General features: G+C 35.7%; 19 protein-coding genes and 1 riboswitch. Of the genes, 10 read left to right on the top strand and 9 right to left on the bottom strand.

Going from position 1 to position 19526, the window contains the following annotated elements; genetic code table 11:
* The first annotated feature begins 8 nt into the window (after positions 1 to 8).
* Together ACZ5N4_RS06620 and ACZ5N4_RS06615 are read left to right on the top strand one after the other, a co-directional pair.
* On the top strand, positions 9 to 431 hold the full coding sequence (locus ACZ5N4_RS06620) for a MerR family transcriptional regulator (RefSeq protein ID WP_464208280.1): 423 nt from the start codon (positions 9 to 11) through the stop codon (positions 429 to 431).
* A gap of 324 nt (positions 432 to 755) precedes the next feature.
* The gene (locus ACZ5N4_RS06615; RefSeq protein ID WP_464208278.1) at positions 756 to 1649 is read left to right on the top strand and encodes a cyclase family protein; all 894 of its coding nucleotides are present in this window, start codon (positions 756 to 758) and stop codon (positions 1647 to 1649) included.
* Positions 1650 to 1935: 286 nt separating this feature from the next.
* On the opposite strand, the gene ACZ5N4_RS06610 is transcribed toward ACZ5N4_RS06615, so the two are convergent.
* On the bottom strand, positions 1936 to 2838 hold the full coding sequence (locus tag ACZ5N4_RS06610; RefSeq protein WP_464208276.1) for a radical SAM protein: 903 nt from the start codon (positions 2836 to 2838) through the stop codon (positions 1936 to 1938).
* A 214-nt stretch (positions 2839 to 3052) separates the two neighbouring features.
* On the opposite strand from ACZ5N4_RS06610, the gene ACZ5N4_RS06605 reads away from it, so the two are divergent.
* On the top strand, positions 3053 to 3187 hold the full coding sequence (locus tag ACZ5N4_RS06605) for a hypothetical protein (RefSeq protein WP_464208274.1): 135 nt from the start codon (positions 3053 to 3055) through the stop codon (positions 3185 to 3187).
* Positions 3188 to 3790: 603 nt separating this feature from the next.
* Here ACZ5N4_RS06605 and ACZ5N4_RS06600 read toward each other — a convergent pair.
* On the bottom strand, positions 3791 to 4654 hold the full coding sequence (locus ACZ5N4_RS06600; RefSeq protein WP_464208272.1) for a YitT family protein: 864 nt from the start codon (positions 4652 to 4654) through the stop codon (positions 3791 to 3793).
* A gap of 159 nt (positions 4655 to 4813) precedes the next feature.
* Between ACZ5N4_RS06600 and ACZ5N4_RS06595 the strand changes: the two genes are divergently transcribed.
* The 3 genes from ACZ5N4_RS06595 (at position 4814) to ACZ5N4_RS06585 (ending at position 5985) form a co-directional block, all read left to right on the top strand.
* Positions 4814 to 5179, top strand: a complete 366-nt coding sequence (locus ACZ5N4_RS06595; RefSeq protein ID WP_464208270.1) for a cupin domain-containing protein — start codon at positions 4814 to 4816, stop codon at positions 5177 to 5179.
* Positions 5180 to 5246: 67 nt separating this feature from the next.
* Entirely contained in the window at positions 5247 to 5714 is a 468-nt protein-coding gene (locus tag ACZ5N4_RS06590; protein ID WP_464208267.1) for a helix-turn-helix domain-containing protein, read from the top strand.
* Positions 5715 to 5820: 106 nt separating this feature from the next.
* Entirely contained in the window at positions 5821 to 5985 is a 165-nt protein-coding gene (locus ACZ5N4_RS06585) for a hypothetical protein (protein WP_464208265.1), read from the top strand.
* 273 nt (positions 5986 to 6258) lie between these two features.
* On the opposite strand, the gene ACZ5N4_RS06580 is transcribed toward ACZ5N4_RS06585, so the two are convergent.
* Both ACZ5N4_RS06580 and ACZ5N4_RS06575 read right to left on the bottom strand, forming a co-directional pair.
* Positions 6259 to 7494 carry an MFS transporter gene (locus ACZ5N4_RS06580; RefSeq protein WP_464208263.1) on the bottom strand — a complete coding sequence of 412 codons (1236 nt, stop codon included), beginning with the start codon at positions 7492 to 7494 and terminating at the stop codon, positions 6259 to 6261.
* Positions 7495 to 7827: 333 nt separating this feature from the next.
* Positions 7828 to 8301, bottom strand: a complete 474-nt coding sequence (locus tag ACZ5N4_RS06575; protein ID WP_464208261.1) for a MarR family transcriptional regulator — start codon at positions 8299 to 8301, stop codon at positions 7828 to 7830.
* A gap of 386 nt (positions 8302 to 8687) precedes the next feature.
* Between ACZ5N4_RS06575 and ACZ5N4_RS06570 the strand changes: the two genes are divergently transcribed.
* Positions 8688 to 8966 (top strand): DeoR/GlpR family DNA-binding transcription regulator, encoded by a 279-nt coding sequence (locus tag ACZ5N4_RS06570; RefSeq protein ID WP_464208259.1) that lies wholly within the window; start codon positions 8688 to 8690, stop codon positions 8964 to 8966.
* Positions 8967 to 9225: 259 nt separating this feature from the next.
* On the opposite strand, the gene ACZ5N4_RS06565 is transcribed toward ACZ5N4_RS06570, so the two are convergent.
* Complete coding sequence (locus ACZ5N4_RS06565) at positions 9226 to 9609, bottom strand: MerR family transcriptional regulator (protein ID WP_464208257.1); 384 nt, start codon at positions 9607 to 9609, stop codon at positions 9226 to 9228.
* Between the two features lie 246 nt (positions 9610 to 9855).
* Here ACZ5N4_RS06565 and ACZ5N4_RS06560 point away from each other — a divergent pair, with 246 nt between their 5' ends.
* On the top strand, positions 9856 to 11295 hold the full coding sequence (locus tag ACZ5N4_RS06560) for an aldehyde dehydrogenase family protein (protein WP_464208255.1): 1440 nt from the start codon (positions 9856 to 9858) through the stop codon (positions 11293 to 11295).
* A gap of 70 nt (positions 11296 to 11365) precedes the next feature.
* Positions 11366 to 11453, top strand: a riboswitch (cyclic di-GMP riboswitch).
* Positions 11427 to 11876: a hypothetical protein gene (locus ACZ5N4_RS06555; RefSeq protein ID WP_464208254.1), complete on the top strand. Its 450-nt coding sequence runs from the start codon at positions 11427 to 11429 to the stop codon at positions 11874 to 11876. It overlaps the preceding riboswitch by 27 nt.
* A gap of 130 nt (positions 11877 to 12006) precedes the next feature.
* On the opposite strand, the gene ACZ5N4_RS06550 is transcribed toward ACZ5N4_RS06555, so the two are convergent.
* Both ACZ5N4_RS06550 and ACZ5N4_RS06545 read right to left on the bottom strand, forming a co-directional pair.
* Positions 12007 to 12744 (bottom strand): YwqG family protein, encoded by a 738-nt coding sequence (locus tag ACZ5N4_RS06550; RefSeq protein ID WP_464208253.1) that lies wholly within the window; start codon positions 12742 to 12744, stop codon positions 12007 to 12009.
* A gap of 359 nt (positions 12745 to 13103) precedes the next feature.
* Positions 13104 to 13772 (bottom strand): 4Fe-4S binding protein, encoded by a 669-nt coding sequence (locus ACZ5N4_RS06545; protein ID WP_464208251.1) that lies wholly within the window; start codon positions 13770 to 13772, stop codon positions 13104 to 13106.
* A gap of 225 nt (positions 13773 to 13997) precedes the next feature.
* On the opposite strand from ACZ5N4_RS06545, the gene ACZ5N4_RS06540 reads away from it, so the two are divergent.
* Complete coding sequence (locus ACZ5N4_RS06540) at positions 13998 to 14891, top strand: LysR family transcriptional regulator (RefSeq protein WP_464208249.1); 894 nt, start codon at positions 13998 to 14000, stop codon at positions 14889 to 14891.
* Positions 14892 to 15606: 715 nt separating this feature from the next.
* Here ACZ5N4_RS06540 and ACZ5N4_RS06535 read toward each other — a convergent pair.
* Positions 15607 to 16878, bottom strand: coding sequence for a RidA family protein (locus ACZ5N4_RS06535; RefSeq protein WP_464208248.1), 1272 nt, complete (start codon positions 16876 to 16878; stop codon positions 15607 to 15609).
* A gap of 829 nt (positions 16879 to 17707) precedes the next feature.
* A complete protein-coding gene (gene ltrA, locus ACZ5N4_RS06530; RefSeq protein WP_464208247.1) occupies positions 17708 to 18952 on the bottom strand; it encodes a group II intron reverse transcriptase/maturase in 1245 nt (414 codons plus the stop codon).
* Positions 18953 to 19526 lie beyond the last annotated feature (574 nt).

The raw sequence follows: 19526 nt of genomic DNA, 5'->3' as shown, positions 1-19526 counted from the left end.
TGATAAACGTGAACTATACCATAGCACAAGCCGCTAAAAAAATGAATTTAACAGTATATACATTAAGATACTATGACCGTGAGGGACTGCTCTCTAATGTTAAAAGGGATAAATCAGGCAACCGTATTTTTACAAAGGATGATATGGAAATGCTCTCACTTATATGCTGTCTTAAGAATACTGGAATGCCTATTAAGGAAATAAAGCAATTCACAGACTGGCAGAATGAGGGTAATCATACCCTTCATGCCCGTAACGATATGTTAGTAAAACATAAAGAAGATGTTTTAAAGCAAATCGAAGATTTAAAAAAACATCTTCGTTTGATTGACCGCAAGCTCGATTATTACCATGATGCCTGCCAGGCCTATGATACGGACTCACCAATTCCGACCTGTTGCGAATATACGGATAATGATTCAGAATTTTAGGTTTAATTTTAATAAGAATCTCACCTCTCCTAGGATCTCTGCGAGCCGTCCCTATTGCGATATCTGTAACTGGACGGAAGTAACATTATACTCCCATAACCGGCGGCTCCAGTTCCAAAAAATCCAACGACGGATAGAATTTCTATTGATCTAATGAGACTTCCGCTTCTACAGCCAAGCGTTCTCGCTGTATCTCCTGCTTCAGTTCTTCCTAGGCCCACAAATAACCTTAAGCTCGTCCCGTATATTTTATGGAACTTTGTAAAATAATAGAATTGTGAGCATGCGCACATGGTTATACTATAATGAAGTATGGTGATAAATATGGAAACAACTAATGAAAATTCAAACTGGTATCCGTCTGCCTATGGCGTAGACGACGAAATCGGTGCTGCCAACCTGCTAACTCAGGAGGTAGTACTACAAGCCATGCAACTAGTAAAACAAGGTAGAACACTGCCTTTGGCTGTTCCGATCGACAAGAACTTCCCTGCATTCCGCCACCGCAGTTTTCGCTTGTACAATATCCAACCAGGGCAGCAAGACGGGCAGACTCTTGGCCCCAACAAGTTTACCTTTAACGATGAATTAGTGAACGGATGGACCGGTGTGGGTACTCAGCTTAACGGTATCGGCCATATCGGTATTGACAACGTTTATTACAATGGCAACAAGGCCGCTGATTTCGTTACCATAGATGGGGTGAAAAAACTTGGCATCGAAAAGGTACCGCCAATCGTTACCCGTGGCGTAGTGCTGGATATGACTGCACATTATGGCCAGGACATCATTCCCGGTGGCACCGAGTTCACTGTTGCAGACATCCAGGCTGTGCTGAAGAAACAAGGCATTATCTTACGCAAGGGCGACGTAGTATTGTTTAACACCGGTTGGCTGGAACTCGTTGGCAAGGACAATAAGCAATTCCTGGAAGTGGAACCCGGTATCGGCATGGAAGCAGCGCAGTGGCTTGCCGATCAGGGCATCGTAGCTTTCGGCGGCGACACATGGGCTTCGGAAGTGTACCCAGATCCCAAAAGCGGCGAAGAATTTCCCGTTAACCAGTTCCTACTGACCAAACGGGGTATTTATAACCTAGAACTGATTGATAGCCGCTCACTGGTACGTGATCAGATTTGGGAGTTCCTGTTTGTGCTGGGGCAACCGTTATACGTTGGTTCTACACAGGTTAATATCAATCCGGTGGCGATTTATTAATGCCTTTGCCGAGGTATGTGAGGCTGCCATTGATGCCATCGGCCATATCGTGGATTAGAATTTCGTACATGGTGATCATCCTCTCCTGTTTGGTTATAGTGGAAATAAAAAAACGCCTTGATATTCGGACTGAGCATCAAGGCGTAGATTTTTTTATTTATTAAAGAAAGGGCAACCCTTTCTGTCTTATTCAAAATTGGAACTTTACCCATTCGTGCGTTTCTTTGTAACAATAATATACATAAAACTCTCTTTCACCTCTAAAATTCACTATAGCCTATTATACTTATCGAAGTGTTGAAATAATATTTCCTTCGGTGCCTTTTTTTAGGTGAGCATCTAGGTATTCAGCCTTAATCGAGTTTAAACCATTTTTTAAAACAGTAAGCATTTCCTCTTTCTTTTCTGGTAGCATTCCATAAACCGGAATTATATTAGATACATGACGGCCATAGAAATAGGTATCATTTAATTCAAGTCCACTTAGCATCAGAATTTCTTCTTCGATATTTTGGCGCAAGGTATTTTCTTTAAAAATACCATTTTTTAATTCTTCTTCAAGAGGACTGCCACCATCAATGTATAAAGTAGCGATAAATATAAGAGAAGGCTTAATTTCATTTAGAAATTTGCTATTTGCTATTGCATTGTCATAACTTTTTTCGCTTCCGGCTGCTCCGATTATAATATTAACACTAAAGTCTATGCCCGCATTTGTTAAGCGATTTAATTGTACTTTTGCTTCATCAATGGTAAAGCCCTTATTGAAATGCTCAACTACTTCTGGCATAGCAGATTCTAGACCGATATTAAGCTCATTAATCTTTAAAGCTCTTAATTCCTTTAGTTCTTCATCGGTTTTATTGATTATGTTTTTTATTGAAGCATACATAGCTATCGTTTCAACTTCAGGTAAGATTTCATTGATTTTAATTGCTATTAATTTTAATTTATTTGCACTCAGGACGAAAGGATCGGCATTAACTAAAAATATACGACTTACTTTACGATAAGCTTTTCTTGCTTCTAACAGATCTTTTTCGATTTGTTCCATTGATTCAGTCTGAAAAGGAACATCCTTATACATTGTACAAAAGCTACATTGATTATGGCTACATCCTACTGTAACTTGTAATAATAATGAATTTGCTTCAAATGGTGGACGATAAACAGGGTTAGTATATTTCATTTTCATCTCTCCTCATAATTGATAATACGCTGCTATATAGTCATAAAAGTACAAACTTTATAGCTTTGCTTCGTAAAGAAAATTCAATTGCCTTAATGGAGTTCGCAGCTACTAATTATTTTGTTATACACTAAGTTTAGATCCTACACCTAACTGAAGGTCAATAGTAAAAATAGCAAAACATATTAAATTTTCACAAATTTCTTATCTACAATTGTTTTTTATGAAAGTAAAGGCATCAGGACTTATTCATCCTGATGCCTTTGGATTTTCATCTGTGCAATTTGCATTTTTAGGGTGTCATCTTCAAAAATACCAAATGTCATCTATAAAAACCCCTAAAAAATAGGGCCAAAAATGCGTTTTTTGACCCCGTTTTTTACTCATTTTTTGCCCAAAAACCACAACATCTTGTGGTTAGACCGTGTTATTTTTCCTTTTGACCACAATACGTCATCATTATTATACTCTCAACGTGTCCTGTAGCAGGAAACATGTCTAAAAAATACTATAAATATTCCTCATATTTTTCTTCCTGAAAATTTTCTCTGTATACTTCTAAAATTTGAATTAAATTCTTCTTTGCATCCTCTAATTCATAACTATTGTTAAAATTCAACTTTAAAAGATAAAAATGTGGTTTTATTAAATGCTTTATTTAAATACATCTCATGTTAAGGTTCAACTAATGATCTAATTGCAAGATGTGAAGATAAATGGAAATTTAAATACATCCTATGTTATGGTTCAACATGGATGAATAATGCCGTTTTTAAGTAAATTATTTCATTCTTGTAGTTAAGTAGTTAAATATGATATGATTCTTTCTAACTAATTCCACACTACAAACAAATAAAAAATCCCCGACAACAATTACATTGAGTATTGTCGGGGATATGATTGTTGGAGACTAAGCACTGTATATAAAATTCACTATTATCAATATTAATATCTATTTGTATACTTTACACATAGTAAAGCCATGACCTTTAACTTCATTAACTCGGTTAATAATCATAAAAGCTTTTGGATCAATAGAAAGAATAAGATTATTTAACTTAGGCAATTCACGATTTGAAACTACAGTTAGTACAACTAGATTTTCATTGTGACAATAGCCTGTCTCAGCATGCAATAATGTAGAGCTCCTATCTATATGCTGAATAATCATTTGGTTAATTTCATTATACTTTTCACTTATGATTTTTACTTGAGTACGAGACTGTCCAAGTAGTAATACTTTATCTAGCACAACAGTATAGATCATCACTAACAAAACCCCATACAGTACTTGCTCTTTATTAGCAAAAAGCATTTGTGCCAGCAAAATAGTAAAATCAAATCCATACATTACTACAGCAACAGGAAAACCAAACTTTTTATTTAATACTAGTGGTGGTACATCCATACCTCCAGTGGACGCACCTGCTTTAATTACCATTCCGATACTAACTCCAATCATTATTCCAGCATAAATTGCAGAAAGTAGATTATCAGAAGTCATATGCTTCAAAAAAGAGATTTTCTGTAAAATACTAAAAATTAATGGATAGTAGAAAGTACTAATTAGTGTAGTCAATGCAAAAGTTCTACCAAGTATTACTACACCTAAAATAAACATAAGTATATTAAAAACTGTAACAAAGACTGTAATAGGAATACCGAGTTTATGATAAAATACTAAGGATAATCCTGTAGATCCTCCAGTAATAAATCCATTTGGAATAATAAACATAGTAACTGCCAAAGCATAAATAGTGTTTCCTAGCAAAATCAGTGCTATATTTTTTAAAAATGCTGCATATTTCTTAAACATGTATACTTCCTTTCTTTGCAATTACTTTGAACAAGTTACAAACTCATTGCAAACATATTGATTAATTTAAATAAATCTGTAATAATTTTATTATTATTTTCAATATATAACAATTAATATATTGTCAAAAGTTAAGACTATATTAGCGAGATGATAAAAATGCAGACATTAAAAATAGTAGTAGATGACAATTTACAGGAGACAATAAAACATGGTTCTTATGATTTTCCAATAACAATTTATACGAATAAATTTGATCTGTTTGAAGATGGGTATATCAAATGGCATTGGCATAAAGAACTACAGTTTTCCTATTGTCTTTATGATAAGGTAACTTTTTTCATTGAAAATCAAAAAATCACCTTAGAAGCTGGGGAAGGAATTATGGTGAATTCAAATGTACTTCATCAAATTAAGCCATATAATAATAATTGTCTGGTGTTTTCCATTGACCTAGACCCAGCCTTAATTGGAGGTAATACGCATTCGCTTATTAAAAAAAAAATATTTGAATCCAATCCTTGAAAGCAGTAATTTAAAATTTATCTGTTTAAAGCCCGATGTTCAGTGGCAGAAAATCATATTAAAATATATGAAAAAAGTCTTTTCCTCGTGGAATGAAAAACCCTATGGATATGAACTAGAAATAAAAAATTATCTAGGTATTCTTTGGTTAAATATAATCAGAGCGGTGAAAGAAGAAGTTAAAGATTCTGTATCAGCAGTTTCCCACGATAAAGAACGTGTAAAGCTAGCATTACAATATATACACGAACATTATGCGGAGAATATTTCATTAAATAATATTGCAATGTCAGCAAATATAAGCAAAAGTGAATGCTGTCGTAGTTTTAAGAGGATTTTAAGAGTAACACCTTTTGAATATTTAATGGAATATAGAGCTTTAAAGGCATCAGAACTCCTTTTAAAAAGTAAAAAATCTATTTCTATCATTGCTTTTGATGTAGGTTTTAATGGAATAAGTTACTTTGGAAAAGTATTTAAAAAATATATGAATTGTACACCTTCTGAATATAGAAATAAACATAGTGTAAAATAGCCTAGATGCCTTCTTGGATATATATTTTTATTAAGAGGAATTACTTATATCTATAAAAATAGCGAGAATAAAAAATAATAAAGTTAATTGTATATTTATCTTAAAAATGGGTAAAATAATAATATTGGAAGTTGATATATATAACCGTACAAATAAAACAAAGATAAAAGACGTAATAGATGTACTAGCAGAAACTAAAGCAGCAGTAGAATTTTGGATTGTCTGCAAGTGCAAGAGCCGTGAGCAGGTGCGAGGAATAAAATATATATAAACGAAAAATATAAAGGTATTAAGTTATAAATAAATAGTACAATTAGTATCATAGTTTAAATAAATGGTATAAAGTAAGTAAAATCAATAACTTAAGAAGCATAAAGATATCCAATTCGTTGGATATCTCAGACTGTAGACAAATAGGGTTTCAGAACTTGTTCCTAAGTTCTGAAACCCTATTATTATATGTTCTTAAAACTACCTGCTATGCAGGTGGTTCCGGAAAGCTTCCAGCGAGGTATTAAAAAACCTCTTAAATAAAGTAGGTAGTTTACATATTTACATGCGTACCCTTATACAAAACTGGTATTGCCGCTGCTATGAGGATCATACCCATAAAAGCGGGTGCGGCATGACCAAGTGATACATAGATTTGACCTCCAATGATAGGCCCAATCATTCTTGCTAAAGCCTGAATAGATTGGCTATCTCCTTGAATTCTTCCTTGTTCACTAGAATCGACAGACTTGGAGAGCATCCCATTGAATGAAGGCCCAAAGATCGAATCACCAAAACCAAATATAAACATTCCAGCGATAAGAAGAGGATAGAATGAGAACAAAGCCGATGCTGCAATAAGACTGTAGCCTATAATCTCCGAAACCATTCCAAGAATTGCTATCTGTGCATCACTAAGTTTTATCAAAAGCTTTGGCATTATGAAACCTTGTGAAATGATGTCTTGGAAGCCCATAATTGAAAACATAAGTCCAATTAGTGCAGGCTTCCAACTGAAAGTATCCATTGTAAATTGTGAAAAAACTGCCTGTAAAGATCCGTTGGGTATCCAAAGTAAGAACGCTGAGACAAGTAGCCTTTTTAAGTTTTTCATGGAAAGTACGTTTGCAAGCTGTGTAAATGGATTCAGTCTTACAAAGGTAATCTCTTTCAGTCTATTATTCTTGTCAAGGCTCTCAGGCATAAAAAAGAATCCATAAACAACATTTAATAAAGTTATTATTGCTCCAAAATACATGGGTACAGAATAACCAAACTTGGCAAGTAATCCGCCTAGAGTTGGGCCAATGACGGTGCCTACACCTACAACCGCACTCACCCATCCAAAGTATTTGGTTCTCTGCTCTGGAGGAATGATGTCTGCAAAATATGCGAAGATAGTGCTTATGGTCCCGCCTGTTATACCTTCTATTATGCGCCCAGCAAATAGTACCCATAGAGATCCTCCTATGCCAAAAACTAAGTACCCCATTGCGGAACCCAAAAGGCATACTAAGAGCAATGGACGACGGCCATATTTGTCGCTCAAAGCTCCAAGTACGGGGGCCGCAAAAAACACGCAGACTGCATAAACAGAGGTCAGCAGCGTAACAACTATAGCTTGTTCTCCCGAATTGCTTGTATAAGGCTGCACTAAGAATGGGACAACAGGTGTTATGATACTGAAGCCTATTCCGCAAAGAAACACAGAGATAAGACCGAATATTAAAGCGTGTTTATCTACGGTTTGTTCTGTGTTCTGTACATTATGTGATCTAAATTTGAACATTTAAATTCTCCCCTCAAAAGTTATTTTTTTGCTTCCTTGGAAGCAAAATTATCGTATCATTATTTTGCTTCCTTGTCAACAAAATAATAGCAATAAAAATGCAGCCTGTTCTCAATAGAGTTGGGCTGCCTATGGTTTCATTTTCATTATTCAAATTTATCCGATGACTACCCGCTCTAATACTCCCTCTCACTCTGTGAAAGCGATTCACACAAAATCATAGATTTTGGTTCTCTGCTTTTCTCAAAGAGGGAGTAAAGAGCGGCTACGTCCCTGGATTCGTTCAACTAAGAATCAGGTGGGGTTAAAACCCCATCTGATTCAAGTTTCACTTTATTCCGACTTAATATCTATATTCTGTTTCTTTATTTCTGCATCCAAATGCCTACTATACTTTTCCACAAAGCTAAGCATACTGTCAAATTGTTCCTCGGTTACCTGCTCAAATACGGCTTTATCCCGCTCTTGAAACTCTTTGTGCAGTTGCTCATGGATTTTATAAATTACTTTCCCTTGCGAAGTCAAGCGAAAATAGATTTCTTTCTTGTTATCCGGCTTCTGGTAGCTTTCGATAATGCCTTTTTTTATGAGCTTCTTAGTTAATTTAGTTATGGCACCGGTAGTCATATAAAAGGACTCCGCAAGTTTTGTCACGTTGGAATCTACATTTTTTCCAATGTATTCGATGCAATGTACTTCAGAAGACTTATAACCCTTAAGACTGTCTTCCATCTTAAGCTTATTAAGCCAAGCCATCTTGTTGTATAAGTCCCTAAAACGCATTTTGACCTGTTCTTCTTTGTTCATGACCTGTCCTCCTACCCGTTAGTGCATTAACAATAGTATATTAAATTTTTGTTTCTATTTCAACAATAGTAAAATAATTATTTTAGGAATTGAGCTATACGTGAAAAAAGAGAGCCAAAAGCGTCTAAGCATTCAGTAAACAAACGCTAGTTATCATTTGATAATAATTGATTAAATAACCAATCCACTAAACAGCAAGCAGGGCAAGTGTCAAGACACTTGCACAAGACTGTAGACTCAAGTCTGACTAAGACTTTGTCTACAGTCTGAAACCTTTTGTAAATGAATTAATGAATAGTGATTTCGAAATTATTATAATAGGTGGGAAAATAAGACATACTGAACGTTCTATAGTTACCTATGATTATATATTCAACTTTACATAGTTGAATATCTTAAAGAGTTTCATTGGTGCTGGAGGTATCACTATAGAAAATGGAGTTTCTGATTTCAATATGGAAGAAGCTGTTACTCGAAAAGCTATTGTTGAAAGATCAAAAGAAGTATTTGTAGCCGCTGATAGCAGCAAATTTGGGAGAAATGTATCAATAAATATAGTTCCTCTTAACAAGATTGACTATATTATTACGGACTCTTATTTAGATAAGAGTCCGTTAAATAGTTTTAAAAAAATAAAAACCAAGATTATATTAGCTGAAGATTAAGTCTTCAGCTAATTATTTTATTGTTGGTTTATAAAAAAAATTGATCAAAATATTAGCTATAAATGGCTTAACTTAGAGAAAGCAAATATATGTTTTTATAAAAAAGTTTGATCATTTTTAATGGTATAATGCTGGGTTCAGATCATTTTAGATAAAAATTAAAGTAAAAACCATCTTATTTTGATCAAACTTTATAAAAAATCAAACTTTTTTATAAAATTTCAAACTTTGTTTTAATATTTCAATCTTTATTTTAAAGTTACAACTTTTTTTCATAGTTTGCTTTTTTGTGCTCAATAAGAGCCAACTGTGCTTCAATCTCATGTTTTTTTTCTAAGAGTATTTCTTCTTGGTTTAAGACAATGGAGTACTTCTCCTTCAGTTCAATTTTATCTTCATTTGAGAGACCGATATAATGGCGAATCATGTCAATTCCCATTCCTGTGCTTCTCATACATTGGATCATTCGCAATCTCATGATTTGATCATCAGAAAACAGACGGATGTTATTCCTATCCCGCGCTATATCTTGAAGCAAACCGATATCTTCGTAATAACGGATTGTTGGTTTGGATAGGTTAGTTATTTTTGATACTTCCTTAATTGTGTATTTCGGTTCGGTTCCATAAATAAATTCTTCCATATTTCTCTCCTATAACCTCTTGATTCAAGTTACTTGAATGTATAAAGCTATTATAGCACATCAGTGGAAGAATAACACATCATGGTTAGTAGAGTTGAATAGGTAGGTTCTATAAAAAATTTTATTTAGAAAACTTATTTTCATTTTACAAACTTGTTTTCAATAACGCTTGACTTCAAGTTACTTGAATAGGGTAAAGTGATTTATGAAGCAAAGAATTATAAATATCGCATTGGAGGTAAATCGATGAACAGGAACGAAAAAATGAAACTTATTGACAAGGTATACATCAATGGAGAATTTGTAAAGCCTGATGGAACAGAGAGAATGGATATTATCAATCCGTCAACAGAAGAACTAATTGGACAGGTGGTATTGGGAAATGAAGTAGATACCAGAAAAGCGATTGCGGCCGCGAAAGAAGCATTTAAGACCTTCTCAAAGACTTCAATTGGACAACGGGGTCAAATGCTAAAAAGGATACATGATGCAATCCTATCAAGGGCTGCTGATTTAAACCAGGCATGTATGGAGGAATATGGTGCTACAGCCAAGGCTGCAGACTTTAGAACTCAGATCTCAGCTGATAGTTTCCTTTTAGCAAAAGAAGCAATGGAGGCTTTTGAATTTACTAAGTATATTGGGAAAGCAAAGGTTGTTCTTGACCCTTTGGGTGTCATTGCTGCGATTACGCCCTGGAACGCAAACAATTCTCAGATAGCTATAAAAGTTGCTACAGCCATATCGGCAGGCTGCACGATAGTTGTGAAGGCCAGTGAATTCTCCTCCATTCAGACTCAAATATTGGCTGAATGCTTCAATGATGCTGGACTGCCTGCCGGTGTAGTTAATATTGTATATGGGTTGGGAACTTCGGTTGGTGCTGAATTATCCCGTAATCCGGATATTGCAATGATCTCATTTACAGGCTCTGTGAATACCGCAAAAGCTATACAGCATAGTGCTGTTGATACAATGAAAAGAGTAGTTCTGGAATTGGGAGGCAAATCAGCAAATATCATTCTCGATGATGCTGACTTGACAAAAGCGATTCCTCGTGCAGTTACGAGTTGTTTTGGAAATCATGGGCAAATGTGTATTGCCGGCAGCAGATTGCTGGTACCAGAACATAGGCTTGATGAAGTGAAAGAACTCATTAAAGTGGCTGTCGAGAATACTAAGGTAGGCTATCCATGGGAAAAGGACACCTTCATTGGTCCAATGATGAATGAAAATCAATACAGACGAGTTCAGCGATATATCAAAATTGGTATAGAGGAAGGTGCGGATCTAGTAATTGGTGGGGAAGGACACCCAAAAGGTTTAGAGAAAGGTTATTTTGTAAAACCAACAGTTTTTGCAAATGTAACCAGAGATATGACGATTGCTAGAGAAGAAATATTTGGACCCGTGCTATCTATTTTAACGTATAGAACAGAGGAAGAAGCGATAGAAATTGCAAACGATACAGAGTATGGCTTAGGGGCATATATAAGTTCCTCTAACATAGAAAAAGCGAACCAAATTGCTTCTCAGCTTGTTGCCGGAACAGTTTACATTAATGATGTTATTCTCGAAATGAGGGCTCCATATGGTGGCTTTAAGCAATCTGGAATCGGCCGAGAGGGTGGCATATATGGCCTCGAAGAATATCTTGAGCCTAAAACCATAATGATTTCTGATTAAGCATTACGTAACTACACTCTGGAAATTGTTTCTCTATTATAGAAGGAATAGATATAATCCATCACATAATAAAATCCAGGAGCAAATCCACCTAAAGGTGGAGACGCAAAGCCATAGGGTCTAAGGCACTTTTGTGCTATGATAGCCTGGCTGCCGGAAATCATGAAAAGGTAGCATCATTTACAGATGTGAGTATTTATGAAAACCATACACAGCCCTATCCGCAAGAGGGTATTGAAAATAATACGGAACAGTCATCAATTATCAACAGGTTTCCAGCCCTGGTGACTGAGTTTAATGATGATAAGCTGACAGGGAGATTTGCGTGGATTGAATCAATTGTTGATCCGGTATTGGTCGCTAAACTAAAAAAGCTCTCATCAGATGACTTGGAACTCCTGACTTTTATGGTGATTGAGGGACACAGTCAGGGAGATTGTAGAATAAAAAAACTGCACACTCTCACCTTAAATGAGAATGTGCAGTTTCTTACATTCCTATATTTATTTGATACTTTTCACACTACATTCTCAAAACGTAGTATATTCCTAATAAATATTTTCGATTCAACTTTTTTATAAATAATTAAACTTTTTTCAAAACGGTTAAACTTTTTTATAAAGCTACATTTATCTTTGAAGAATATAACTCTCTCAAATGTAAATTATAGAACAATATCCTGGAAATCTTCATTTATAGAAATTGGCTTTTTTAACCTGCATCAGCCTTAAGCGAGCTGAAGTCCAAATTCTTAAGGTGTTCACGTTGGATAAATACCATCAATTTATCGCCGTCATGCCAACACCATTCAAGGTTGTCGTCTGAACTAATTGTCAACAGTGAAATCCATTCTGTTCCAGGTGTTGGATCATAAGCTAGTGTACAATGTGATGGGTACCCTAGAAGGTAGTCAGAACTTTTATGTAAAGATTCGCGTATTTCGCTGTAAATGTCATTTTCTTCTTCATCGAAAGGCCAGTTCTTCACTTGGTATTCATCATACGGAATGTCAATCGTTGGGGAAAACTCAATAACAGTTGCCTTACCAACAATAGAATTAGGTGGCATAATAGTCTCTAGGTTTGTAGTCTCTGGAGTAAATATTACGTGAATATATCCTTCATCCCAAGTTTCCAAATAACACTCTCCTTCAGAATCATCTACAACGAAAAGGCTGAGAAGTCCACTTTTTGGAAGACTCGTTTCTGTACTTGTAATTTCTGAAAAATTGATTTGACCAAGAAAACGGTATGGTTTCATATTATATGTAGGCCATTCAGTGCCTACTGGCAAATCAGGTGCGCCTCCAAAGCGACTACAGCCCAAATATGGCTGGCTATTTCCATTTTTTAAAATATCAATTGCTGGACGTATAACTTGTATGAAAAATTCCTTATGTTTTGAAACATCTGACTGTATTACTATCTCTAAAAATTTGTCAATATTCATGATAACCTCCTAAAACTTCTTAGTTTGATTGTACTTTAGAGTGAAGATTGTTATTTTCTTAAATTTGTTCTTTATATCAGACTAGGAATCAGTAAATTCTATGCATCCATGCCAGCCCAATAAAACACCATGCATTACACAACAAGATAGTATCCTACATGTATAACAAAAGCCGCATAGAGTAAGACTTTTAGCTTGTTGTGGATTTAACTGGTGGAGGCAAAGCGTGACCTTTAAAACCCACTACTTAAACTCATTATTTCATTTTCCGTCAACTAGTTGTCTCTTGTACCATCCCTGCATATTTTAAATAGTGTTGCTATTCTTTTATTCAGTAGCAAAGAACTAAGAATAATTAATTATATTTTTGAGAATGGACATACTTTTCTACAAGTGTAACACGAATATATAGTTCCTCCACCAGGTGTTGAGGTACCGCATACTTGTCTACATCTTTTTTGATTTATTGTAATACCATCTAATGCAGATTGAGGGCATGATTTTAGACAAATATTACACCTTTCAATACATAAGTTGTGTGCTAAAGCATCTGAAGTTAATTCTTTATTTGTAATTACTGCTCCAAGATAAAGTCTATTACCATATTTTTGATTTATTAATAAGGTATTTTTACCAATGCAGCCCATACCACATGCTTGAGCTGCATGTTTTAGTGATAATATTCCTCTACCATGTTTATTTTCAGAATCCCAATATTCATAAGGTTCATCTGTTGGAATGGGAATTGCCTTGTAACCTTGTGATTCAATATAAAAAGAAAGCTTAATAGAAATATCGTCTAATAGTTGAAATATTTTATTTCTTACAAATGTATAAGGTGCTTTAGTATTTGCATCAAACAAGCTTGCTGAAAAATGCTTTCCAATTGATATAACTGACTTTGCTTCAGGATAAATATCTAGAGGATGAAAGCCTTTTGGAGCATCATTAAATCTATCTATACTTCCGATCCCACATACATCAGCACCTAATGAATAAGTTAAATTTTTAATATAATTGCTATCCATAAATTATCTTTAGTGAGGTTACATTATAGGTACTATAATCCCACTAAAATTCACTTCCTTTCTTTTTATTAGTTTTTTTGCATGAATTGATTTTATTCTTCTTTTTACTATCCTATGAAAAATTAACTTGAATTTGATTTTATACTAGTGTATCATAAAAAACATATGTTGATAAGTCGATTATTTTAATTGATTTAATCGTTTTTTACGATTGGTGGTGTTTTTTTGGATATTAAACAGCTTCAAACATTTATTGTATTAACAAGATTGCTGAATTTTAGAGCAGCCGCTGAAGAACTTAATTATTCTCAGTCCACTGTTTCAGATCATATAAGAAATTTGGAACAAGAGCTTGGTGTAAAGCTTTTTGAACGACTTGGCAAAAAAGTATTTTTAAATGAAGAAGGGAAAAGGTTAATTTCTCCGGCACAAAAAATGATTCAAAATGCTGAAGAAATACATGAATTATTCAATAAAGGTGAAAAAGTTCAGGGCAACTTAAGAATAGGAGCTGCAGAAACTTTATGTGCCTTTTGGCTTCCACCACTACTTAAAGAATATAGCAAAATTCACCCTAAAGTTCGGATAACACTGAAGATGGCAGATTGTCTTGAATTCCGTGAACTACTGGAGAAAAATATTATTGATGTTGCATTTAGTCTTCATGATGAATCTAAAAGAAAAGATCTTTTTCAAATTGATATTTTTGATGATTCCACTGTTTTTGTTGCAACACCAGACCATCCTTTTTCTAATTCTAAGAAAATTACTATGAGTGAATTGGAAAACCAATCCTTTATTCTTATTGAGTCTGAAAGTGGTTACAGCATGGAATTGAAAAAAAGATTTCAAAAGCAAAACGTGAAAGTGGATTCTATTATGGAACTTGATAGCATAGAAACCATAAAACAGTGCGTTAAAGAGGGGCTAGGTATAAGCTTTTTACCAAGAATAGCTGTTGATAAGGAAATTAAAAATGGTGAGCTTGTGATGCTCCCAGTAGAAACCGATAATATTTTAATACATGCTAAAATGATATATCATGCAAACAAGTGGATGTCAGCACCTCTTGAGGCTTTAAAGGATATTGTGTTATTAAAAGCTGAAAAACAAATGTAAATTGCGAGACAACTGCTCATTATGTAAAACCAACAATAAATAGACAGTGTAAAGCTAATTTTTAAATAATTTCACTGATTTAATATAGCTGGTGGTGCTACCCTCACCAACCAAAAAACACAACCGCCTGTAAGCAGCTGTTTAAGCCACCTACAGGCGGTTCGTGGATTTCATGATGGAGGCGAGCCTCATTTCCACCCTATATGAAGAACATATTCTTTATTTCAACTTCCGATTATTAGCCTAATGAGAATTACTACATTTTGTTCAATTATATGGATAATGTGAAGTTCAATTCTACTAAAAAGCCTCACATTACGTATGATACGGTTCACCGTAACGGTTATAACGTAGACTTTTTAAAATCTAAATACTATAACAGCAAACTATTACCTCACAATTACTATCATTAACGAACTTCACAAAAGTATCCAAACTCAAAGTTTAGGTGTCACCCTCTATAAAAATTCAATCGCATAGATTCGCAGGCTAACCCAGTTTTTTTTGTTATGCCCGGAAACTAAAAAAGCATCAAGATTTCTGCCATAATCGGCTAAAATCTCGATGCTTTTTCATCTGCGCTGTTAAAAAACGGAAGCTGTCTCAATTTTCATTTGAGACAGCCCCTTTTTATGATTAGGATATGCGATTTCGCATTCACCGTCGGCATTAACAAGTAATTTTGATAGTTCCTGTATTTACAAACAAATGCCTGTTATGCTTTTGGAGCTGTTCCTTCAGCGTTTGATACAACTGCATCAATTTGGATTAAAGCATCTTTAGGTAAAGCTGATACGCCAACTGTTCTTCGTGCAGGAACACCGCCTGGGAAGAATGTTTTGTAAGCTTCGTCTACAGCATCAATATCTGCGATATTTTTAAGGAAGATATTTACTTTAACCACATCGTCCATAGCGTGGTCGATACTTTCTAAAATTGCCTTGATATTTTTTAAGCACTGTCCAGCCTGCTCTTTTACACCACCAGCTACCATTTTACCAGTTTTTGGGTCCAAGGGTAATTGAGCTGAAATGTGATTGTAATGAGAAAACGCTACAGTTTGTGTAGATAGAGAACACTTTGGTGCATTTTCAGTGTTGTTTGCCTTTATGACGATTCCATGTCTGTCTTCAACAGCTTGTGGAGGTGTACCATCTCCGTGTGACACCACTGCTTCAATTTGTACCAAAGCATCCATAGGTAAAGCTGAAGCTGCAATAGTTGTGCGTGCAGGGACATAGGCTACGGCTCTGGCGATAGCCGAGTCTGGGAAAAATGTTGTATAAACTTCGTTTACGGCTTCAATATCCGAGAGGTTTTTAAGGAAGATATTAATTTTAACAATATCGTCAAAAGGAACGTCGATACTTTCTAAAATTGCCTTGATATTTTTTAAGCACTGTCCAACCTGCTCTTTTACACCGCCAACTACAAATCTACCAGTTTTTGGATCAATAGGTAATTGAGCTGAAATATTATTGTAATGAGAGAAAGACACAGTTTGTGTAGATAGAGGACTTGTTGGTGCATTTGCTGTGTTATTTGTAAGCTTTATGAGGTCACCTGCTTGTGGTGCGTTTGGAATTGTACCTTCACCGTTTGAAACAAGTGCTTCAATTTGCACCAAAGCATCCATAGGTAAAGCTGCAACTGCGACTGTCGTACGTGTAGGAACATAGGTTGGGAAGAATGTTTTATAAACTTCCTCTACAGCGTCAATATCTTTGATATTCTTAACGAATACAGTGATTCTAACAACATCGCTCATAACATGATCAATGCTGTCTAAAATTGCCTTGATATTTTTAAAGCACTGTTCAGCCTGCTCCTTTATACCACCAGCTACCAATTTACCAGTTTTTGGTTCGATAGGTAATTGAGCTGAAAGATTATTGTAATGAGAGAAAGCTACAGTTTGTGAATATGGACCGATACTTTTTGGAGCATTTTCTGTATTTCTCGCTAATACTGCGTTATAGCCGCTCATGATATTATCCCCCTTTTAGATAAATTTATTAATAGATATATTTATTAAATAGTAGTCAGATATTTCTACTGACTAGTTAATCAAATCTTAACATCATGTAATCGTTTTGTCAATATTCAATGAATTTTAAATTTTATGTTTTGTCTATTAATTTTAGGAAAATTGTAATCCGCCCTGCAGGAATTGTCAACCAATTTCATAGAAAAAATCTCAAATGCGTTGAATGAAATCTCAACTTCCGTTTTTTGAGCACACGTTTGGTTGCAACAATAAGTTCCGTTTTTTCGCCTCAATTCATTACATATAAAATTTTCAACTCATAATTCTAAGTTCATCTATCTAGCATTTTAAAATCACTAATTTTCTCTTTTTACTCTCATTTTTATGAATCTTCCAAAATTTTCTCCCATATTTTAAACACTGGACACACATATAATTTTTATATATAATTACTCAAAACCCAAACCTTAACGCAAATATCCTTAGTTCTGCGTAAAAGTTAGACCCCCTAAATAAAAATAGCCCTCAAACCATAGTTTGAGGGGACATAAAACACACTTCAATATTTACTTAAAAACCTTGAAAGCCTTTGCTATCAGCCTATTTCCTCTCTACCCTAACAACTGTCTCCACGTGCAGCGTATGAGGAAACATATAAAAAACCTCCGTTACTTATGGTACGGTTCAGCATATCACATTCTAAACTAATCTATCATTTAACCACTCTGCTCTCAAAATATTGCTTCCGATTAGTCGAGTAAACCCAGGGAATTTCACCCTGAGCTTCTCACAGAACCGAACGTGAAAGTCTCCTTTCATTCGGCTCTTGTTATCCAACCGACGGGCGTAGCCCCATCTGCCAGTGATAAAATAAATTTGGTTGCTCCTTACAAATGCGACCAAGCAATTTATGAGACTTCAAGTGCTTTCTTCCTGTCGATTTGTATTTGTACCTGATACACTGGATTAGCGTGAGATTTACATAGTTGAGAACATTTCTTGCCTCACTTGCACTGTACTTGCAAAAGTAATTCATCCAACCTCTAAGAACAGGATTCATCCGCTCAGCCAACTCCTCGAGTGAAGCAATTTTGTGCTTTCTTCGTATCTCTCTGATGCTGTCTCGCAGATGCTGGCTTGCGCCTTTGCTGACCGCCGGTGTAAAGCTATTGAAAAAGTTTCCATGTCTGCTCTTCACAATGCGCCTATGAAAAGTGTACCCAAGAAAGTCAAAGGATTCGTGTTCATGGTGCTCTGGATATACATCACTTTTACAATATACAATTTTCGTTTTGCCTGGATGTACTTCCAATTTGCATTCTGTCATACGTTCATTAAGCTCAACCAGCAAGGCTTTTGCTTCTTCCTCAGTCCAGCAATGAATTACAGCATCATCTGCATATCTTTCCCAAGGATTCCGAGGATGCTTTCGTTTCATCCACCAATCGAATGCATAATGCATAAACAGATTTGCTAGTACTGGACTAATTACCCCTCCTTGTGGCGTACCGGCATTCCGCTCTTGAACGGTTCCGTCTGGCATAGCAATTGGCGCTTTCAGAAACCTTTCAATATACAGAGTTACCCATTTGCTGTCAGTATGTTTGCGTACTGCTTTCATCATCAGTTCATGGTCGATGTTGTCAAATAGCCCTTTGATGTCAAAATCAATGACCCACGGCATTTTCCAGCACCGCTCACGAGCTGCACCCACTGCATCCAATGCAGAGCGATTCGGCCTGTATCCATACGAATCATCGCAGAATATTGGCTCCACTTGTGGTTCAAAGTTCATTCTCACCACCATCTGAGCAACTCTGTCGCTAATGGTTGGAATTCCGAGTAATCTTTTCTTGCCATCCTTTTTCGGGATCTCCACTCCTCTGACTGCGTCGGGAAAATAGCATCCTGATGACATTCTGTTCCAAACTTTGTATAGGTTGTTTTTCAAATCTTTCTCAAATTTAGTGAAGTTTACTCCATCAGTGCCGGCTGCGCCATGATTTGCTTTTACGCATTTATACGCTTCCATTACTTGATGTTTTGAAATCTCAAACGGCTTTCCTTCTTTCATCAAATCCTCCCATTTCTGGTTGTTTGTTTTCCGAAGTGTAGATAACAGAATCCCTTCGCTCCACTGTCATTACAGCAGTTTCATTACTACTACGAATTCTTCCGCAACTAAACCTTGCATCACTACTTTCATCCTTGTCGTGTCAGCGCTTGGATTTTTCGCTTGCCATCAAGGTTCAGCTTTCTCCTGTTCCTTATAAGAGCCTATATCGTGCTCCTGCAGCCTTTACGCCGACAGCCATCCGATCAATAAACAGGCACCCACCGGATTTTGTCCCAGTTGTGGCTAAATCATCTGGTTTTGACTGCAATAAACCAATTAACGACGCTTCACGGGCTGTTCACTTTCGTTCAGCTTCACGATGCACACCTGACTGCTACCGCAGCCTTTTCCATACGCGCTCAGCACCACAACTTTTGGTTGCAGCACCCAATGGTAGTTTAAAACCTGCACCTGTATGCCGGTTCTGGAGGGCTCACCTCCATCTCTTATAAAGCACATCCGGCTGTGACGCTATTCTTTCCTTTGCACAGTCGTTCTTTCAGGACACACTTAGCCTAATTGGCACGAACAT

This window comes from Clostridium nitrophenolicum, from assembly GCF_055391695.1.
Note: the sequence above shows the minus strand (reverse complement) of the source record. Positions and strands in the feature narration are given on the sequence as shown.

What these genes read in the sequence shown, in the direction of transcription:
- ACZ5N4_RS06615 (WP_464208278.1), top strand. Translation starts at nt 756, where the DNA reads ATGGAAACAACTAATGAAAATTCAAACTGGTATCCGTCTGCCTATGGC.
- ACZ5N4_RS06610 (WP_464208276.1), bottom strand. Translation starts at nt 2,838, where the DNA reads ATGAAATATACTAACCCTGTTTATCGTCCACCATTTGAAGCAAATTCA.
- ACZ5N4_RS06600 (WP_464208272.1), bottom strand. Translation starts at nt 4,654, where the DNA reads ATGTTTAAGAAATATGCAGCATTTTTAAAAAATATAGCACTGATTTTG.
- ACZ5N4_RS06595 (WP_464208270.1), top strand. Translation starts at nt 4,814, where the DNA reads ATGCAGACATTAAAAATAGTAGTAGATGACAATTTACAGGAGACAATA.
- ACZ5N4_RS06590 (WP_464208267.1), top strand. Translation starts at nt 5,247, where the DNA reads ATGAAAAAAGTCTTTTCCTCGTGGAATGAAAAACCCTATGGATATGAA.
- ACZ5N4_RS06585 (WP_464208265.1), top strand. Translation starts at nt 5,821, where the DNA reads ATGGGTAAAATAATAATATTGGAAGTTGATATATATAACCGTACAAAT.
- ACZ5N4_RS06580 (WP_464208263.1), bottom strand. Translation starts at nt 7,494, where the DNA reads ATGTTCAAATTTAGATCACATAATGTACAGAACACAGAACAAACCGTA.
- ACZ5N4_RS06575 (WP_464208261.1), bottom strand. Translation starts at nt 8,301, where the DNA reads ATGAACAAAGAAGAACAGGTCAAAATGCGTTTTAGGGACTTATACAAC.
- ACZ5N4_RS06565 (WP_464208257.1), bottom strand. Translation starts at nt 9,609, where the DNA reads ATGGAAGAATTTATTTATGGAACCGAACCGAAATACACAATTAAGGAA.
- ACZ5N4_RS06560 (WP_464208255.1), top strand. Translation starts at nt 9,856, where the DNA reads ATGAACAGGAACGAAAAAATGAAACTTATTGACAAGGTATACATCAAT.
- ACZ5N4_RS06550 (WP_464208253.1), bottom strand. Translation starts at nt 12,744, where the DNA reads ATGAATATTGACAAATTTTTAGAGATAGTAATACAGTCAGATGTTTCA.
- ACZ5N4_RS06545 (WP_464208251.1), bottom strand. Translation starts at nt 13,772, where the DNA reads ATGGATAGCAATTATATTAAAAATTTAACTTATTCATTAGGTGCTGAT.
- ACZ5N4_RS06535 (WP_464208248.1), bottom strand. Translation starts at nt 16,878, where the DNA reads ATGAGCGGCTATAACGCAGTATTAGCGAGAAATACAGAAAATGCTCCA.
- ltrA (WP_464208247.1), bottom strand. Translation starts at nt 18,952, where the DNA reads ATGAAAGAAGGAAAGCCGTTTGAGATTTCAAAACATCAAGTAATGGAA.